Here is a 17,315-nt window from a genome sequence, read left to right as displayed (position 1 = left end):
ACCCTGGGTTAATTGTATTAAATTCAACCTCAGTTATTTTGTATTCATGCATACCGCATTTAAAAACCACATGAAACGATACCTTTTACTGTTGCTGGCAGTCTGCACCCAGTCCTTCAACGTTTTGGCACAATCTTCCGCCTTATCGGAAAACCCTTATAAAGAACTTCCGCTCGGCGCTATCAAGCCCCAGGGCTGGCTGCGCGAAATGCTTGTCCGCCAGAAAACCGGGTCTACCGGCAAACTTGATCAGCTTTATCCGATCGTGATGGGCGAGCGAAACGGCTGGCTGGGTGGCGATGGGGATCAGTGGGAGCGAGGACCGTACTGGCTCGACGGACTGTTGCCTCTGGCCTATATTTTAGATGATAAGGAACTCATTGCCAAGACTAAACCTTGGGTAGAATGGGCAATTAAAAGTCAGCGGGCCGACGGATACTTTGGCCCCGCCAAAGACTATCCGTATGAATACGGCATGCAGCGCGACAATAGCCAGGATTGGTGGCCTAAAATGGTTATGTTGAAAGTGTTGAAACAATATTACAGTGCTACGGGCGACCAGCGGGTGATCCGGCTGATGACGAACTACTTTAAGTATCAGCTGAAGGAACTGCCTGCTAAACCATTGGATAACTGGACGTTTTGGGCAAGGTACCGGGGTGGCGACAACCTGATGATGGTGTACTGGCTCCACGGCATTACCAAAGAGAACTTTTTGCTTGAGCTCGGCGACCTGATCTATAAGCAGACCTTCGACTATACCAATGCCTTCTTAAATAGCAGGTTGCTTGCCACGCCGGCCAGTATTCATTGCGTCAATCTGGCCCAGGGTATTAAAACGCCCATCATTTATTACCAGCATCACCGCGAACAAAAATATCTGGATGCGACGAAAAAGGGATTTCAGGATCTGATGCACTACAATGGCATGGCCCATGGCCTTTATGGGGGCGACGAAGCTTTGCATGGTAACAACCCAACGCAGGGTTCTGAGCTATGTTCGGCAGTAGAAATGATGTTCTCCCTGGAAAGTATGCTGGAAATTACCGGGAATATTGGCTTTGCTGATCACCTGGAAAAGATTGCGTTCAATGCGCTTCCGGCACAGGCTTCAGATGATTTTCTCACGCACCAGTATTTTCAGCAGGCCAATCAGGTGATGGCTACGCGTCAGACCAGGAATTTTGAGGTGAACCATCACGGAACTGACGTTTGTTATGGGGTGCTTACAGGTTATCCTTGCTGTACCTCCAATATGCATCAGGGATGGCCAAAGTTTACGCAGAACTTGTTTTACGCTACCGCCGATAAGGGAATTGCGGCACTGGTGTACTCGCCTAGTGAGGTGACGCTGAAGGTGGCGAATGATATACCCGTGCGTGTAGTTGAGGAGACCAATTATCCGTTTAATGAGGATATTAAGTTCCGGATCAATTTCCTGAAGAAGAAGTCGGCCACCTTTCCGTTTCACCTGAGAATTCCCGAGTGGTGTAAAAACGCGACCATCCGTATCAATGGTGAGGTATATAAAGAAGAGAAGGGCAACCAGATTGTGAAAATAGTACGTGAATGGAAATCTGGCGATGTGGTTGAGCTCGTCTTGCCTATGCATATTTATAAAAATACCTGGTTAGAGCGTTCGGTATCTATAGAACGGGGCCCTCTGGTGTACGGATTGAAGATAGGCGAGGGTAAGCACTATGTGAAAAATACCCTCGACCCGCAGGAGTATGGTGAAGGTTATTATGAAGTTAAGCCGACCACGCCCTGGAACTATGGTCTCCTCAATGTTCAAAACGACCGCCTCGCGGAGAATTATATCGTTGAAAAAGCCGAGAAGCCTTTTCCGGCATATCCATGGAATCAGGAAGGGGCTCCGCTAAAGATCAAAACCAAGGCCAAGCGCATTCCGAGCTGGCAGTTGTATAATGAAATGGCCGGACCGCTGCCTTTCAGTACCATCTTCCAGCTTGAGACGGATAAGCAGACTGAAGAGATCACATTAATTCCCTACGGCTGCACGGAACTGCGTATCTCCCAGTTTCCGGTGATCCGATAGTCAGACGGCCTCCGCGATGATATGGCTGCCTTTGAGGGCGATCTTTTTGTGCGGATGCTGGGCAGCGTAAGAAACGATCAGATTCAGAATATAATCGTTTGATGGGTAGGGGCTTAGGACAGATTTCAGCGCTTCCGGTTCGGCGATGTCAGCATGGTGGGAAATATAACCCATGCCATAGAACCGGCCCTGCTCTACCAGCAGACAGCTTTGTTCGTCGTCATGCCTGCCGGTATCGATCAGTGCAAAAGAGGGCAGCATGGACCTAAGTTCTTCTATGGCATATTTTACCCTCACATTGTAGGCTGCGGCAGATTCCTTACCGATACAGGCACCGGTGCAGTTGCCTTGTGCGTGTGCTGTGCATGCTGCAGCCACACGCTGTATACAGCAGAGCTTTTCGCACAATAAATGCGATTTGATGAGTAGTCGCAATAAATTATGTCCTTCCAGCAAGGTGTTAAAGCTGTAAAGCGCCGTCAGATTTTTTTTGGCTTTATCGATGCCGAAACGGATATAGCCTTTCTGATCCTCAAAGGTGTACAGCGCATACTTATGCTCATACCGCTTCATGGCACGATTATTCTCGGGCCAAAGCCGTTTTATTTCTGCAGCTTCCAGGATAAATGCCATCAGCTCAGTGCCGCATAGTTCAAAATCGATGGTGTGGATGTCTTTCAGAAAATTTTGTCGTTGCCTGCCGGTGTTATTGCCAGTAAAATGGGAGCAGACACGCTTACGAAGGTTCTTTGCCTTACCCACATAAATGACCTTGCCCTTGCTGTCTTTGAAATAATATACTCCCGCACCAGCAGGTATCCGATCAATTTGTGCTTTAGACAGGTTGGGTGGAAGCACCTGCTCCTTCGAAGCTTTCTTTAAGGTTTGTGGTATGAAACCTTCCTGGTCGGCCGCTATAAGCATGCCCAGCAAGATAGCTGTCGCAGCCGCATCGCCGCCGGCACGGTGGCGTTGTTTAATCTCTATGTTCAGCGCACTGCACAGTTTGCCGAGGCTGTAGGAGCGATGCCCGGGCAGCAGTTTTCGGCTTAGTCTAACCGTGCAAAGTTTTCTGCATTGCAGATCGTAGCCGCAACCGCTGAGTTGATGCCGGATAAAGGAATAATCGAAATTGACATTATGGGCTACGAATACTTTATCATGCAGCATCCCGTAAATGCGTTCGGCGACCATCTTAAACGTGGGCGCAGTAGCCACCATTTCATTACTAATCCCTGTTAATGCTTCAATATAAGGAGGAATATCCTGAAGAGGATTGATGAGCGTTTCGAAGGTGTCGACCACCGCCGTACCATCGTGCACCTGGATGGAGATTTCGGTAATTCCATTTGCAGATGCATAGCCTCCGGTGGTTTCAATATCTACTACAGCATATAACATCTTCTACAGCATTTGGTGATGTAAAGATGCTAATAAAATTAGTATTAATATTAAAAATTGTGAAACTTTTTAATTTGCTGGCAGACTATCCAAAAAACAGGTAGCAGAGGCCGATAGCTGTGCAGATGCCCACCAGGTCCGCCAGGAGCATAGCGCCTATAGTATACCGGGTATTTTTGATGCTTACCGCGCCGAAATAAACGGCTACCACGTAAAAGGTAGTGTCCGACGAGCCCTGGAGGATGCTCGACAGGCGACCTGCAAACGAATCTGCCCCATGGGTGGTCATCGTATCTACCATCATGCCCCTTGCGCCGCTGCCGCTCATGGGCTTGATCAGCGCGGTGGGGATTCCATCGATAAAGCGGGTGTCAGCGCCAAGCATGCTGCACAGTTGTTTCATCCCACCGATAATCATATCAAAGGTGCCGCTGGTACGCAGCATACTAATGGCGATGAGCATCCCGACAAGATAAGGTATAATGCGTATAGCGGTTTCGAAGCCGCCCTTCGCACCGTCTACAAAGTCGCTGAACACATCAGTTTTTTTGTACACCGCCCCAAGCACAATCAGCAGGAAGATGAGCAGCAGAAGGCCGTTACTTAAAATCCCTGAAAAGGACTGCAATTCTGAGGTCTGCAGCCCAACAAGGTACCATACTAGTGCGGCAATAATGGCCGAAATACTTCCTACCCAGGCAAGTATGGCCGGTTGCAGCAAGTTTATTTTCTGCTTGAAAGACACAATCAGCATGGCTGCCATGGTCGCCGCAAATGTTGCGATCATGCAGGGGATAAAGATCTCCGTTGGGTTGCTTGCGTTCAGCGAGGCCCTCACGGCAATGATGCTTACGGGTATGAGGGTAAGCCCGGAGGCATGCAGACATAAAAACATGATCTGAGCATTTGAAGCAACGTCTTTACGGGGGTTGAGTTCCTGAAGACTTTCCATGGCCTTAAGTCCGAATGGTGTTGCGGCGTTGTCCAGTCCCAGCAGGTTCGCCGAAAAGTTCATCACCATGTGCCCGGTGGCCGGATGTCCCTTTGGTACTTCCGGAAAAAGTTTGGAAAAGAAGGGGCTGATGAGTCGTGACAACAGCCGGATGCCTCCTGCGCGTTCTGCAATAGTCATGAAGCCCATAAACAGCGCCATGATACCGATCAGCTTTAAGCAGATGTTTACCGCCGTCCAGCATGTTTCAATGATACCGTCCAGCTTTAGCGGATTGGCCGGGTCGTCAGCCTTTCCGATTACCATCCAGTTGAATATTTCTGACTGCCCCAGAAAGAAGCACTTTATTGCTGCCACAGTGATCGCAACAATGATGAATGCCGACCATATTCTGCTTAATGCCATTTTTCGCTATAGTTTGAGCTGCTCAATGTAGCATTTTTCTGAAATATTCTCAGGGCTTTTCGTCGGTCAGATCGAAACCCCAGTTTCTGCCTTTTTCTGTAGCCGGGATACCGCTAACCATCCATACCGGCGCTTTTGCCCCTTTCAGGTAGTGGTCGAAAAACTGCTGTTCCCTGATCTGTATGTCTTTACGGTTCTGGCGCTGTACCAGGTTATGGGCTTCGTTATTATAGTTGAGCATCCATACCGGTTTTCCGAGACGTCTCAATCCGTTAAACATCTCAATGCCCTGGTACCATGGCACTGCACCATCGGCATCGTTCGCCATAATCACCACAGGGGTATTTACTTTAGGCAGGAAGAACAAGGGCGAGTTCTCGATATACAGATCGGGTTTTTCCCACAAACTGGCGCCAATGCGGCTCTGCGTTTTTTCATACTGGAACTGTCGGTTCATTCCGCTTTCCCAGCGCATTCCGCCGTAAGCAGAGGTCATGTTAACCACCGGCGCACCGGCCCATGCCGCTGCATACATATTGGTACGCGTAATGAGGTGCGCCACCTGGTAACCACCCCAGCTCTGTCCCTGGATACCGATCTTCGTACTGTCTACCCAAGTGTTTTTAGTCAGCGAGCGCACACCCGAGTTGATAAACTCTTCGGCCGAGCGACCCGGGTAACCGGTCTCGTAACTGATGTCGGGTGCGAAAACAAGATACCCATTACTTACAAAATACGAGATGTTCAGACGCGATGGTGTAGGAGCTGGAGCGATATAGTTGTACAGGCCGTCCGACAATTTCTCATAGAAGTAAACAATCATCGGGTATTTCTTAGCCGGGTCGAAATCTTCTGGTTTATATAAAATACCCTCAGAACTGAGTCCTTTTGGTGTGTTCCACTTAACGAGTTCGGCAGTACCCCAGTTGTAATTCTGCTGCTGAGGGTTGGTATTGCTTAAGCGGTCTTCGGTTTTCAGGCCGGCCGACACAAACACGTTCGGTGAGCTGGTGTAACTGGCCTTGTCGTACACATAACGCTCGGCCTCTTTGGCCTTTTCCACCCCGGAGTAACTGGCCTTATTCATGACAATAAGCTCCGGGTTCTTAGTGGTGCCTAGAGTTGCCCGGTAAAAGCCTGCTTCTTTGGTTTGATTGTTAAAGGCCTTGAGCAACACACGTTCCCGCGATTCCAGGAATCGTTGCTCCGGATCGGTTTGTTCTATCCGGAAGGTAATTTCGTTAGTGCGTCCGTAACCATTGGTAAGGTTTTTTGGGGTCGATTTGCCGTCGGGTGAGCATGCCCAGATATCATACCTGTCGTATAGCAGTACAGACTTGTCATCTTCCGTCCAGCCTGCTACCCCGTAGGCCGAAGGGAAGTCCGGCACGTCATTTTGCTCATCGGTCAGTTTCACGATGATATCCCGGTTCAGGTGAATGGTATTGCCGGTGGCAACTTCGTAAGTGTACCAGCCGCCGGTTCTATTGTCGAAATAAAGTACAAACTTACCCGAAGGAGAGGGCATCGCTCTGCCGTGCAGACTCTCAATGATCTTTTTCCGGGATCCGGTTTTAGTATTTACCATGTAGTAGTCGCGCAGACTGCTCGCCGTCCACTGTGCGGCAATACGATTGCCGAAATCTGTAGAAGCCAGTACATAGTCGGCATTCCCTTCATCAACCAGACTTGCGTCGGGGAGCTTAAGATCGGTCAGCGGAATCATACGCACATCACTGCTGTACACGTCCATTACAGACAGATAACTTCTTTTGATCTCCTTATCGGCATTTTTCAGTTGCATGGGTTGCAGGTAGTCGTCTTTGTAACCCCATATATCCAGCTTAGCGTGTTCAAAGTCGACCAGGCTCGTATCTTTAGGTTGTCTGACCGGCGCGATGCCGAAGAACAGTTTCCTTCCGTTCTTGCTGAACCTGAGGTTTGCCTCTCCGCTCACAGCCCATTTTTGGGGCAGACCGGGCACGTCCTGGTCTACCAGGATCTGCGCGGTATCCAGAGTCGGGGAGCTGTAATAAATGCGATAGTTTTTGATTTCTTTCTTTTCAGGGTCAGTCTCTCCCAGGAAAGCAAGGGCTTCGCCCTCTTCATCGAATACAAAGTTTTTAAAATTGCCTTTAATGGCTACGAGTGTCTTAATGGTACCTCTCTGGATGTTTAGCAGGGAAACTCCTGCCGGTGCTGCCTTGTCGGTCTTCGATCCGGTGGTGCTGAACACCAGTCGCTCGCCTTTTTTGTCAAATTGGTAGTCGGACACATAAGTAAACCTTCGCTCAATTCCGGTACCCAGGTTCTTAAAAATCATATCAGTGCCTTCTTTGTCATCCCGTTTTGTTTTTGCTGTATCTGGTTGCCTTTCCAGTTGATATGCCAGACAAGCGTTCCCTTCTTCCGCGAGCTTATACGATTTGACCATCGCAGTTTTGGTGAGCGACAAGTTGCTCAGGTTAACAATTCCCAGCGAGTCCTTTGGCATTTCCTCTGGCTTTTTCTTTTTGATCTTAGCGGTGCGGACGTCCTGGTATAAAGGTTTGATCAGGAACACTGCAAATTTGTTGTCGGCACTGAACGCTACGTTTTCACCGCGCGGCACTTTCAGGTCAGCGTTGTTTTTCAATCCTTTGAAGTACAGGTTGCCATCGCCTTGCTGCCTGGCAATCACATAGGCAACCCAATTGCCGTCGTTAGACAGCTTTTTAGCGGAAATCGATTCCCAGTTGTCGTACACGGTATGGTCGAGTGGTTTTTTCTGTGCAAGGCATACGCTTGCACACAGCAGAAGTGTTAGGCTCAGGTACTTGTACATAGTGTGTTTGGTTATGTTACCCCAGTGTGGTGGCTTAAAAATAATAAAAAAGGGCACCTCATCGGGTGCCCTTTTGCATATTATCATAGAAAAATTACATTTTCTGCTGCTTATTTTTTCTTTTGAGCTTGGGCTTGCTGCTGCTGGCGCATGTATTCGTCTAACCGCGCCTGGAATTTAGACTTTTTCTTCTTTTCTGCAGGCTTTGCCTTATTCTCCTGAAGCGTACGATGAATCTTTTCGTCATCTACCATCGACTTGATGATAAACTGCTGAAGGAAAGTGAGCATGTTGGCCAGGAAATAGTAGTAGTTCAGTCCGGAAGGGTAGCTGTTCAGTACACCAAGAAATACCAGCGGCATGATGTAGCCGATATATTTCATCTGACCTGTCGCTCCCGAGATCTGGTTGTTGAAGTACGTATAGATCAGGGTGGAGATGGTCATCAGCAAACACATTAAACTCAAGTGATCGCCGATAAACGGAATGTTGAAGCCAAATTTGATGAAATCATCGTAGGTCGACAAGTCCTTCATCCATAAGAAGCTTTCGCCTCTTAATTCAAAAAGGTTAGGGAAGAAGAAGAAGAAGGCCATAACGAAAGGCAACTGCAAGAGCATTGGCAAACAGCCGCCCAGCGGGTTAACACCGACCTGCTTATACAGCTTTAGATACTCCTGCTGCAGGAGTGTCGGATTGTCTTCGCCTACTTTCGCTTTAATCACATCCATTTCAGGCTTCAGAATACGCATTTTCGCCATGGAGATGTATGATTTATAAGTAAGGGGCGACATAGCCACTTTAAGCAGGATCGTAAGTACCAGGATAATCAATCCGTAGTTCCATCCGAATCCTTCCAAAAAGTTGAACACAGGCAATACCACAAATCTGTTGATGTATTTCAACGGCCAGTAGCCCATATCTACCTGCTTTTCAATTTCATGTCCCTGTTCCTTAAGTACAGAGAATTTATTGGTTCCGAAATAAAAGGTAAAGCCGTAGCTTTGTGAAGCCAGTTGGTTGAAAGGCAATTGCAGGTTTGCACCATACCATTTAACCTTACCCGAATCTGTGCTGAGCTTTACCTCCAGATCACCCTTCTCGAAAGGTGCAGAGGGTAACAAAACCGCAGAAAAGAAGTGCTGTTTGAAGGAAACCCACTCAATTTTGCCTTCGTTCAACTCCAGCTTATCATCTTTAGCCACGCTCAGGTGATCCGGGTTTTCCTCCACATATTTAAAGTAAGGGGCCGAGTGTTCCTGCTCTTTCTTGCTTGACTTTTCCTGCTCCAGCAAAGTAGCTTCCCAGTTGAGCAACAGGGCATTACCCTGGACTACCTGATTAAGTCCGTTAAGATTAACGCTCAGCTCAACATTGTTGCTGTTAGGCTTTAAAGTATAATTGTACTCAAGGTACTGGTTGCCCGAATAATTGGCGCGCATGCTAACGCTGTTGCTGGTAGAACTTGCGGTGAAGTACAGATCATTCGTGTTAAAGACTTTACCTGCAAGGTTAAGCTTAAATCCGAATTTGTTATCATCCCCGTCGAACAGCACTACAGGTTTTCCGCTATAAGTTTTCTGACCTTTTACTTCTACCGAACGGATTTTACCGCCCTTGTTGGTAAAGGTCAGTTTCAATTTCTCGTTTTCCAGAACTGTTTGTTGTTCGGTGCCAGAAATGCTGCCTCCGAAAGGTCCGGCAAGCGCAGCGGAATCAATAGTATTTGTTGCTGTAGTGGCTTGGGCGACCGCCTTAGGCTGCCCGGCCGAAGCTTTACGTGCCGAGTCGGCCGCTATACGCGCCTGCTCTTGTTGTATTTCTGCTTCCGACGGCTTGAAAAAATAAAATGAGCCAGCCAGAATAATTAAAATCAGGAATAATCCTGTAAAAGTATTTCTATCCATTATGAGTATTTAAAGCGACTATTTAGTTCTCTTTTTGGAGAAATCCATCGCAGCGGCGACAAATTTAACAAAAAGCGGGTGAGGATTCGCTACAGTTGATTTTAATTCGGGATGGAACTGTCCGCCTACAAAGAAAGGATGGTTTTTTAGTTCTACGATCTCCACAAGTTTGCTGTCTGGGTTTATACCCGAGGCAACCATACCCGCCTCTTCATATTGTTTCAGATAGGCATTGTTGAACTCGTAGCGGTGCCTGTGGCGTTCGGTAATATGAGCCTTACCATAAGCAGCGTAAGCTTTGGTACCTTTTTTCAGGTCGCAAGGATAAGAACCAAGTCGCATCGTTCCACCTTTGGAAGTAACTTTCTTTTGTTCTTCCATCATATTGATCACCGGAAATTTTGTTTCCTCATCGATCTCGGTGGTATTTGCGTTCTGCAGGCCTAATACATTTCTGCCGAATTCAATAACGGAACATTGCATACCCAGACAAATACCAAAGAAAGGAACGTTGTTTTCCCTTACATAACGGATGGCTTCGATCTTACCTTCAATACCGCGGCTTCCGAAACCAGGTGCAACAAGCAGTCCGTCCAAATGCCCTAATTTCTCTTTGGCGTTGTCTGCATACACTTCTTCAGAGTGGATATACTGTACGCGGACCTTGCACTCATTCTTTGCCCCGGCGTGCACAAATGATTCTGTAATAGATTTATAAGCATCCGGCAACTCTACATATTTACCCACTACACCAATGGTAACCTCAGCAGTTGGGTTTTTTAAGCGACCAAGGTAGTCTTTCCAGCTTTCCATGTCCGGCTCATTTTTCTGAGGCAATTTCAGCTTTGTCAGTACCGTTTTGTCCAGTTGCTCCTTCATCATCAGCAAAGGCACGTCATAGATCGTCGAAGCGTCTATAGACTCGATAACAGCATTGATATTTACGTTACAGAACAGGGCGATCTTCTTACGGATGTCTGGCGTAATGTGATGCTCCGTACGGCATACCAGGATATCTGGCTGAATACCATATTCAAGAAGTGCTTTTACAGAGTGCTGCGTAGGCTTCGTTTTTAGTTCACCGGCTGCAGCAAGGAAGGGGATAAGGGTAAGGTGAATCACAATGGCGTTATTGGCGCCTTCTTCCCATTTAAACTGACGTACCGCTTCGATAAAGGGTAACGACTCGATATCGCCCACAGTACCCCCAAGTTCAGTGATCACGATATCGTATTGCCCGCTTTCACCGAGTATCCGCATGTTGCGTTTAATTTCGTCGGTGATATGAGGTACTACCTGAACTGTTTTCCCGAGATACTCTCCCTGACGTTCTTTACTGATCACGTTCTGGTATATACGACCCGTGGTTATGTTATTGGCCTGCGAAGTAGGCACATTCAGGAAGCGCTCATAATGACCAAGGTCAAGATCTGTTTCCGCTCCGTCTTCAGTCACGTAGCATTCACCGTGTTCATACGGATTCAGGGTTCCCGGATCAATATTAATGTACGGGTCGAACTTTTGAATGGTAACACTGTAGCCTCGTGCTTGCAGTAATTTAGCTAATGAAGCGGAGATGATGCCCTTACCTAATGAGGAAGTAACACCGCCCGTAACAAAAATATACTTAGTCATGTTTGAATGTGATATAGGCAGTATTTACGCTGCCTTAATTGTTTTTGTACGGGATACAAAGTTAGCAATTAAAACGAAGTCGGGGGGGTATTTTTTTAAAATCTGCTTATCTGCCCGGCGCACTTCTTCTAAAATTACCGCTGAAATTCCAGTTGATACCCAGCAAAGCATAACGGGGAATATAGCTAAAGGTGTTCTCGCTTATAACGTTACCACCCACGTAGCGGCTGTAGCCTATTTTTTGGTTTAACAGATCTGTGGCTGTAATTCTCACTTCAAGCGACTCATTTCTGAGTAGTTTTGCCGCCAGATAGCTGTTTAAAATCGCCACGTTTAAGGCGCGGTCGAACGAAGCATTCGACGGCCTGAAATTTAAAGAAAGCGTCGTGTTAAACTCCATGCGGTAGGGCAGCTGAACACTTCCGGAAAACTCATGCTCGTGCGACAGGCTCTTTCCGTCGTTCAAGCCGCCAATGGACGACTTGCCATACATAAAGTTTGCGGAGGGCGAATAACTCAGGTCCAGCCTGGGTGTATTATAATTGATATGCGTACGCAGATTGTAACGGTTGTTCCTTGTCTTGTTTGTCGTAAAGTTTATTACCGTAATTGCGTTGGCCGTATTGAAACCAAGATCCAGTCCCAGGCGCAGGTTAATCTTCGAGAAATTTCTGGAAAAATAGATATTTCCGGAGGTCGAGTTGATACCATTAAGGTTGGTAAAACTCAATATCCTTTTATTGAAGTCGTCGACAAGCTCCGTATCGGTTATCGCATTTCTGGTGAATCCATAATTCAGATAGGCCGAAACAAACAGGTCTGATCTGGGGCTGTAGGTATTATAAGAAACCCCAAAGGTATTTGTGAAAGAAGGCTTCAGATTAGTATTTCCAACAATCTGATACAGGGGGTTGTCCAACTGTTTCACCGGCTGAATTTGCTCTATGCCTGGCTGCTGCATGTAACCGTTATAATTTACGGAAACTGTACTGTTGTCGCCCAGTTTGTAAAAGATGTTCGTACTGGGCGCGAGGTTCAGATAATCACGGTCAAACTCATTACGGACATCCAGATCTTTCAGCTCAAAAGTGGTTTGTGTAGCCTGCAATCCGCCGGAAATGGAGAAGTTTTCGAACTTGTACTGCATGGTCATTTTTCCAACGTTCGAGAAATTGACAAACTTAAAATTGTTACTTAGCGAGTCAATCTTTAGGTTCCGGTTGTTTCGGATGAGCCGGTAACTGGTAGAGGATATGGTCTTGAAACTATACCCCGCCTCCAGTGTCCATTGCTCCGTAAGCGGCTCGGTATAATTAAATCGCGTTCCAAGCGAAAGGCGCTTGTTGGTATTGTCTTTATTCAGGATAACGTCTTCAAAGCGGTTCATTCCACCCTGGTCATCGAAATAGTAGGTGCGGTTTACGCTCGTGCCGGCCGCACTACTTACCTGACGCTCAGGCTGAATATCGATAGAAAGCGTGCGACCTTTCTTCTGAAATCGTTTAAACCAGTTGATGTTCCCGTTGGTTGTCGCATTTTCGCCGCTCTCGACCCGGCTTTGATTGTTCTGGCTGATGAATACATCGTTTTTTTCATTCTTTGTGTAATCCAGCCGGTCAGCCTCCGTAAAATTCCGGGATTGCTGCGCCCCAAAAGCAACTTTCAATGTCGAACCCGCATCGAGTTTATAGGTATAATTGCCTCTTACACTCTTTCCGGCACTTTTAGACCTGTCGTCATCGCGGGAAAGGGACGTAAATTGTGATCCGCCCGGCAACAGCTCCTGGGTCAGGGTTGTTCTCAGGTCCTTATTTCCGTAGTCGAATGCTTTCAGGCTAACTTTCATTCCCATTCGGTCTTTAATGCGCTGAGAGAAATAGCCGCCTACGTTCAGGTTGTTTGGCAAGCCGCCCGACGGCTGAGTATAATCCTCATCATCATCCATGCCGTATGCATACATCACTGAACTGCCATCGTCGCCCACCTCAATCACATCATAATCTTCGCCTTTCAGTTTACGCATAGAGGTATATATACGCGATTCATTGATCAGATTGGTATATGTGCCGAAGGCTGCAGCCTTTGTGCGTTCCCCAAATACCCCCGCCATTCCGCCATAGTCCTGAAAATCATTTGTTCCATGGTTAAGATCAACCGAGCTTAGATATCCATTTTTTGAGTTTTCCTTCAGTTTGATGTTCACGGTCCGGTTTCTTATGCCATCGTCAATTCCTGTCAACTCAGCCTGCTTGCTTTTCCGGTCATACACCTCTATTTCCTCAACAGCATCTGCCTTAAGATATTTCGTGGCCAATTGCGGATCATCTCCAAAAAACTCCTCACCGTCGACCAGAACACTTCGGACGGTTTTTCCTTGAGCTGTAATTGTTCCGTTCTTGTTTACCGACATGCCGGGTAGCTTCTGAAGAAGCAACTGCACATTGGAGTTCCTGCGTACCGCAAAACTGTCGGCCTGAAATATAATCGTGTCGCCCTTCAGTCTGATCGCTCTTTTAGTTGCCCGGATCACGACCTCGTTTAGTATTTTAGCTTTGGGATCGAGGTAAATATGACCCAGATTAACTCTGCTGGTGTCAGACAATTCAAGGTTCAACGAAAAGTTACCCATCGAAATGTGCGTTATTGCGAGCTGATATTTTCCTTTGCTGATACCCTTCAGAACAAATCGGCCATTAATATCTGTGGCGGTACTTTTCGTGATCACGGAATCTCCATGTCTCAAAAGCAACACCGAGCAGTTCTGCAGGTTTCGTCTGTTTAGGCTATCCCTTACCAAACCAGTAATATCTGCCTGCTGTGCCGAAACGGATAATATTGTAAAGGCAAGAAAGAAAAATACTATTAACTTTTTACGCATAGACCCCGTTACGGCTTTCCGGTATTAAATGTAATGTTTTTTAATATTCGAAGGGCGGGAAGGCAAAAATCTTCTTAAAAAAAAGGCCCGGAAAATCCTTCCGGGCACTGAAAAATATATTTGGTTAGAATAGTCAGTTTTTTATGAATTCCTGCGATCTGTCTGGATGGTATTGTTTGTCAGATCGTTTCGGTTTATAAACATAAAACTAAATATTCTATTATCATAATTTTATTTTCATCTTTTCTAAAAAAATCCTTTTTTGTTCTGGTTGCTTCCCGATATTAATCACTCGCAGCACACATAATACGGCTTTACTTTGTGCTCCTTGGCCGACCACGCGATGTATATTTTCTTCTCTTTGCCCAGGCGATAGCTGAACCCGTTAAATGCGGTCTTTCTAAGCTCTTCAAAAAATGCTTTGTCTGGCACATGTTCATCCGGCTCTTCTTCCCCGGTTACTGCAGGCTCCATGAAATTTTCATCATGCAGAAAATTTTTAGCTTCCTCTCGAAGAAAACGAAGCTGATTTTTCTTTTTATCCAGATTGATCGTTGCGTCGTAGTTGCTGAAGAGATCTGATGCCTTGATATCAACAGCATAGATCACCTTGCCGGTATACGCCGAGATCTGAAAAGCGATTTTCATGTCCTTCGGCGAATCGCCAACGATACGCACTTTAAAGGTGTCTGCATGCAAAGTATCGCTAAAAGGCTTCAATACGGAATTTTCGAATCCGGCCTCATCAGGGGTGGCCGACTGTGTACAGGCAAAGAGGCATGCTGCAAACAGGATTAAAACTGCCAGGGCCGGTTTAACAGGGAATTTCATAGTCGTTCTTTAGCTTTTTCCAGATCTTCCGGTGTGTCTATAGCCAATGTCTCTATTGTGGTAGTCTTGGTCTGTATCTTATAACCAGCAGATATCCACCGCAACTGCTCCAGGCTCTCCGCAATTTCAAGAGCGGAGGCAGGCAATTTTGTTAATTCCAGCAAAGTGGCCGACCTGTATCCGTACAGCCCGATATGCTTGTAAAACGTCCCATGCTCAAGCCAGTTCTCCTGATCCACACCTCTCAGATAGGGTATGGTTTGCCGGCTGAAATAGATCGCTTCGTCGGCTTCATTGAGGACCACCTTTGGTATAGAAACGTTCAAGAGCTCGTCGGCCGAGGTAATTTTTTTTACGAGTGTGGCCAGACCTGTGTGTTCCTGGTGGAAACAGGAGGCAAGCAGATCAATCTGTGCCGGGTCTATAAAAGGTTCATCTCCCTGGATATTAATGACGACATCGTATTGAGGCAAGGCCGCAACAACCTCTGCACAACGATCTGTACCCGTAGCGTGCTCAGAAGAGGTCATGATGTAGTTTCCGCCAAAATTCTGCACCTCTTCAGCAATTCGATCATCGTCCGTAGCCACCACAACCTCGTCCAGACTTCCGGCTTTGATAGCCTGCTCGTATACCCGTCTTATCATACTTTTACCGAGAATATCTATCAGCGGTTTGCCGGGAAACCTCGTCGATGCATATCTGGCTGGTATAACGCCCAGGATCTTCATGCTAATTAAAAATTCCGTTTATTTCCGCGTCGATGGATTGTATGATCGTGCCCAGATCCTCCGGATTATCCGTAAAATCCAGCTTGTCTTTATCCAATATAAGCACCTTACCTAATTGATAGTTCTTTATCCAGGCCTCATACTTATCGTTCAGTTTAGATAAATAATCCAACCGTATACTCGTTTCATACTCCCGGCCCCTGCGTTGAATATTATTTACCAGTGTTGGTACCGAGGCGCGAAGATAAACCAGCAGGTCAGGAGGTTTAATAAAAGAGGTAATATTTTCGAAGATAGCTTTGTAATTGTGGTGGTCCCGTGTAGTCATCAGGCCCATGTCGTGAAGATTGTCTGCGAATATATGCGCATCCTCATAAATGGTCCGGTCCTGAACAACATTTCTGTTCAAGTTCTGTATATCCACAACCTGCTGGAAACGGGTATTTAAAAAATAGATCTGCAGGTTAAAGCTCCAGCGCTTCATATCGCTGTAAAAATCTTCCAGATAAGGATTGTTATCAACCACTTCATACAAAGCTTCCCAGTTGTAGTGCTTTGCGAGCAACCCGGTAAGTGTAGTTTTTCCGGCACCGATATTTCCAACTATTGCAATATGCATATATGATCTAGTAAACGCCGGACCACCGAAGTGAGCCAACAGGAGTAAGGTAATAAAATTAAGCTAAATGTTAAAATGCTTTGAAACCGATAAGTTCTCTCACATCCCTAATCGTCTTCTGCGCACTTTCCCTGGCTTTCAAAGCACCGTGTTTAGCCACCTGTCTTAAATAAGAGGTATCCTTTGAAAGGTCCTCGATACGTTCACGTATTGGTGTATTGAAAACAATCATGTCTTCGGCAAGCTGCTTCTTGAAATCACCGTAGCGAATCGCCATTTTATTATACAGTTCATCAAAATGCGCAAGCGTATCTGGCGTAGATACGATCTTCATAAGATCAAAAAGATTCTGTATCGCTTCAGGCTTTTCCTGATTTTCTTCGGTAGGCCCGCCATCCGTCACTGCGCGCGACAATTTTTTACGGATCACCTCCGGGCTATCGGCAAGATAAATACAATTGCCGTCGCCGCTTGATTTACTCATCTTTCCCTTGCCATCTAATCCTGGCACCTTAACAAGATTCTCTGAATAGTTGAAGGCAAAAGCTTCAGGGAAATACTCCGTTTTATATAACCTGTTAAACCGGTTGCCGAAAGTCCGGGTCATTTCCAGGTGTTGTTCCTGGTCCTTGCCGACCGGAACTTTCACTGCCCTATGAATCAGGATGTCGGCCGCCATTAACGTAGGATAGGTGAGCAGACCCGCATTAACGTTATCCGGATGGGAGCGGACTTTATCCTTAAAAGAAGTACTTCTTTCCAGTTCGCCCAGGTAGGCATTCATATTCAGGTATAAATACAGTTCAGCCACCTCTGGTACGTCCGACTGAATATAGATTGTCGTTTCCTCCGGATCTATACCGCAAGCAAGATATTCTACAAGAACATGTTTTACATAACCGTTCAGGTCCTGAGGCGTGGGGTGTGTGGTGAGCGAATGCAGGTCAGCTATGAAAAAGTAGCAGTTATAATCATACTGCATCTTCACAAAATTGGTTACAGCACCAAAATAATTTCCAAGGTGTAATTGTCCTGTCGGCCGGATACCGCTCACTACCGTTTCTTTCATGGGC

11 protein-coding genes are annotated in these 17,315 nt (G+C 46.5%); 1 reads left to right on the top strand and 10 read right to left on the bottom strand.

The features are described from left to right. Window positions 1-70 precede the first annotated feature (70 nt). On the top strand, window positions 71-2,059 hold the full coding sequence (locus tag QEP07_RS03145) for a beta-L-arabinofuranosidase domain-containing protein (protein WP_285008485.1): 1,989 nt from the start codon (window positions 71-73) through the stop codon (window positions 2,057-2,059). Here the strand turns inward: QEP07_RS03145 and QEP07_RS03140 are convergent, their stop codons facing one another. The 10 genes from QEP07_RS03140 to trpS form a co-directional block, all read right to left on the bottom strand. After that, entirely contained in the window at window positions 2,060-3,460 is a 1,401-nt protein-coding gene (locus tag QEP07_RS03140) for an exonuclease domain-containing protein (protein ID WP_285008484.1), read from the bottom strand. 85 nt (window positions 3,461-3,545) lie between these two features. After that, complete coding sequence (locus QEP07_RS03135) at window positions 3,546-4,817, bottom strand: nucleoside recognition domain-containing protein (protein WP_285008483.1); 1,272 nt, start codon at window positions 4,815-4,817, stop codon at window positions 3,546-3,548. Between the two features lie 49 nt (window positions 4,818-4,866). Beyond that, window positions 4,867-7,641 (bottom strand): S9 family peptidase, encoded by a 2,775-nt coding sequence (locus QEP07_RS03130; RefSeq protein WP_285008482.1) that lies wholly within the window; start codon window positions 7,639-7,641, stop codon window positions 4,867-4,869. 110 nt (window positions 7,642-7,751) lie between these two features. Beyond that, window positions 7,752-9,548, bottom strand: a complete 1,797-nt coding sequence (yidC, locus tag QEP07_RS03125) for a membrane protein insertase YidC (protein ID WP_285008481.1) — start codon at window positions 9,546-9,548, stop codon at window positions 7,752-7,754. Window positions 9,549-9,566: 18 nt separating this feature from the next. Beyond that, complete coding sequence (pyrG, locus tag QEP07_RS03120; protein WP_256005544.1) at window positions 9,567-11,183, bottom strand: CTP synthase; 1,617 nt, start codon at window positions 11,181-11,183, stop codon at window positions 9,567-9,569. 106 nt (window positions 11,184-11,289) lie between these two features. After that, entirely contained in the window at window positions 11,290-14,061 is a 2,772-nt protein-coding gene (locus QEP07_RS03115; RefSeq protein ID WP_285008480.1) for an outer membrane beta-barrel protein, read from the bottom strand. Between the two features lie 288 nt (window positions 14,062-14,349). Beyond that, window positions 14,350-14,892, bottom strand: coding sequence for a hypothetical protein (locus QEP07_RS03110; protein WP_285008479.1), 543 nt, complete (start codon window positions 14,890-14,892; stop codon window positions 14,350-14,352). Beyond that, complete coding sequence (kdsB, locus tag QEP07_RS03105; RefSeq protein WP_285008478.1) at window positions 14,889-15,623, bottom strand: 3-deoxy-manno-octulosonate cytidylyltransferase; 735 nt, start codon at window positions 15,621-15,623, stop codon at window positions 14,889-14,891. Before kdsB ends, QEP07_RS03110 begins: the two co-directional genes overlap by 4 nt. A gap of 1 nt (window position 15,624) precedes the next feature. Further along, entirely contained in the window at window positions 15,625-16,242 is a 618-nt protein-coding gene (locus tag QEP07_RS03100; protein WP_256005551.1) for a deoxynucleoside kinase, read from the bottom strand. 70 nt (window positions 16,243-16,312) lie between these two features. Further along, window positions 16,313-17,311, bottom strand: coding sequence for a tryptophan--tRNA ligase (trpS, locus tag QEP07_RS03095; RefSeq protein ID WP_285008477.1), 999 nt, complete (start codon window positions 17,309-17,311; stop codon window positions 16,313-16,315). Between the last annotated feature and the right edge of the window lie 4 nt (window positions 17,312-17,315).

It is taken from the genome of Pedobacter faecalis (assembly GCF_030182585.1).
In the GTDB taxonomy this organism is placed as follows: domain Bacteria; phylum Bacteroidota; class Bacteroidia; order Sphingobacteriales; family Sphingobacteriaceae; genus Pedobacter; species Pedobacter faecalis.
Note: the sequence above shows the minus strand (reverse complement) of the source record. Positions and strands in the feature narration are given on the sequence as shown.

What these genes read in the sequence shown, in the direction of transcription:
- QEP07_RS03145 (WP_285008485.1), top strand. Translation starts at nt 71, where the DNA reads ATGAAACGATACCTTTTACTGTTGCTGGCAGTCTGCACCCAGTCCTTC.
- QEP07_RS03140 (WP_285008484.1), bottom strand. Translation starts at nt 3,460, where the DNA reads ATGTTATATGCTGTAGTAGATATTGAAACCACCGGAGGCTATGCATCT.
- QEP07_RS03135 (WP_285008483.1), bottom strand. Translation starts at nt 4,817, where the DNA reads ATGGCATTAAGCAGAATATGGTCGGCATTCATCATTGTTGCGATCACT.
- QEP07_RS03130 (WP_285008482.1), bottom strand. Translation starts at nt 7,641, where the DNA reads ATGTACAAGTACCTGAGCCTAACACTTCTGCTGTGTGCAAGCGTATGC.
- yidC (WP_285008481.1), bottom strand. Translation starts at nt 9,548, where the DNA reads ATGGATAGAAATACTTTTACAGGATTATTCCTGATTTTAATTATTCTG.
- pyrG (WP_256005544.1), bottom strand. Translation starts at nt 11,183, where the DNA reads ATGACTAAGTATATTTTTGTTACGGGCGGTGTTACTTCCTCATTAGGT.
- QEP07_RS03115 (WP_285008480.1), bottom strand. Translation starts at nt 14,061, where the DNA reads ATGCGTAAAAAGTTAATAGTATTTTTCTTTCTTGCCTTTACAATATTA.
- QEP07_RS03110 (WP_285008479.1), bottom strand. Translation starts at nt 14,892, where the DNA reads ATGAAATTCCCTGTTAAACCGGCCCTGGCAGTTTTAATCCTGTTTGCA.
- kdsB (WP_285008478.1), bottom strand. Translation starts at nt 15,623, where the DNA reads ATGAAGATCCTGGGCGTTATACCAGCCAGATATGCATCGACGAGGTTT.
- QEP07_RS03100 (WP_256005551.1), bottom strand. Translation starts at nt 16,242, where the DNA reads ATGCATATTGCAATAGTTGGAAATATCGGTGCCGGAAAAACTACACTT.
- trpS (WP_285008477.1), bottom strand. Translation starts at nt 17,311, where the DNA reads ATGAAAGAAACGGTAGTGAGCGGTATCCGGCCGACAGGACAATTACAC.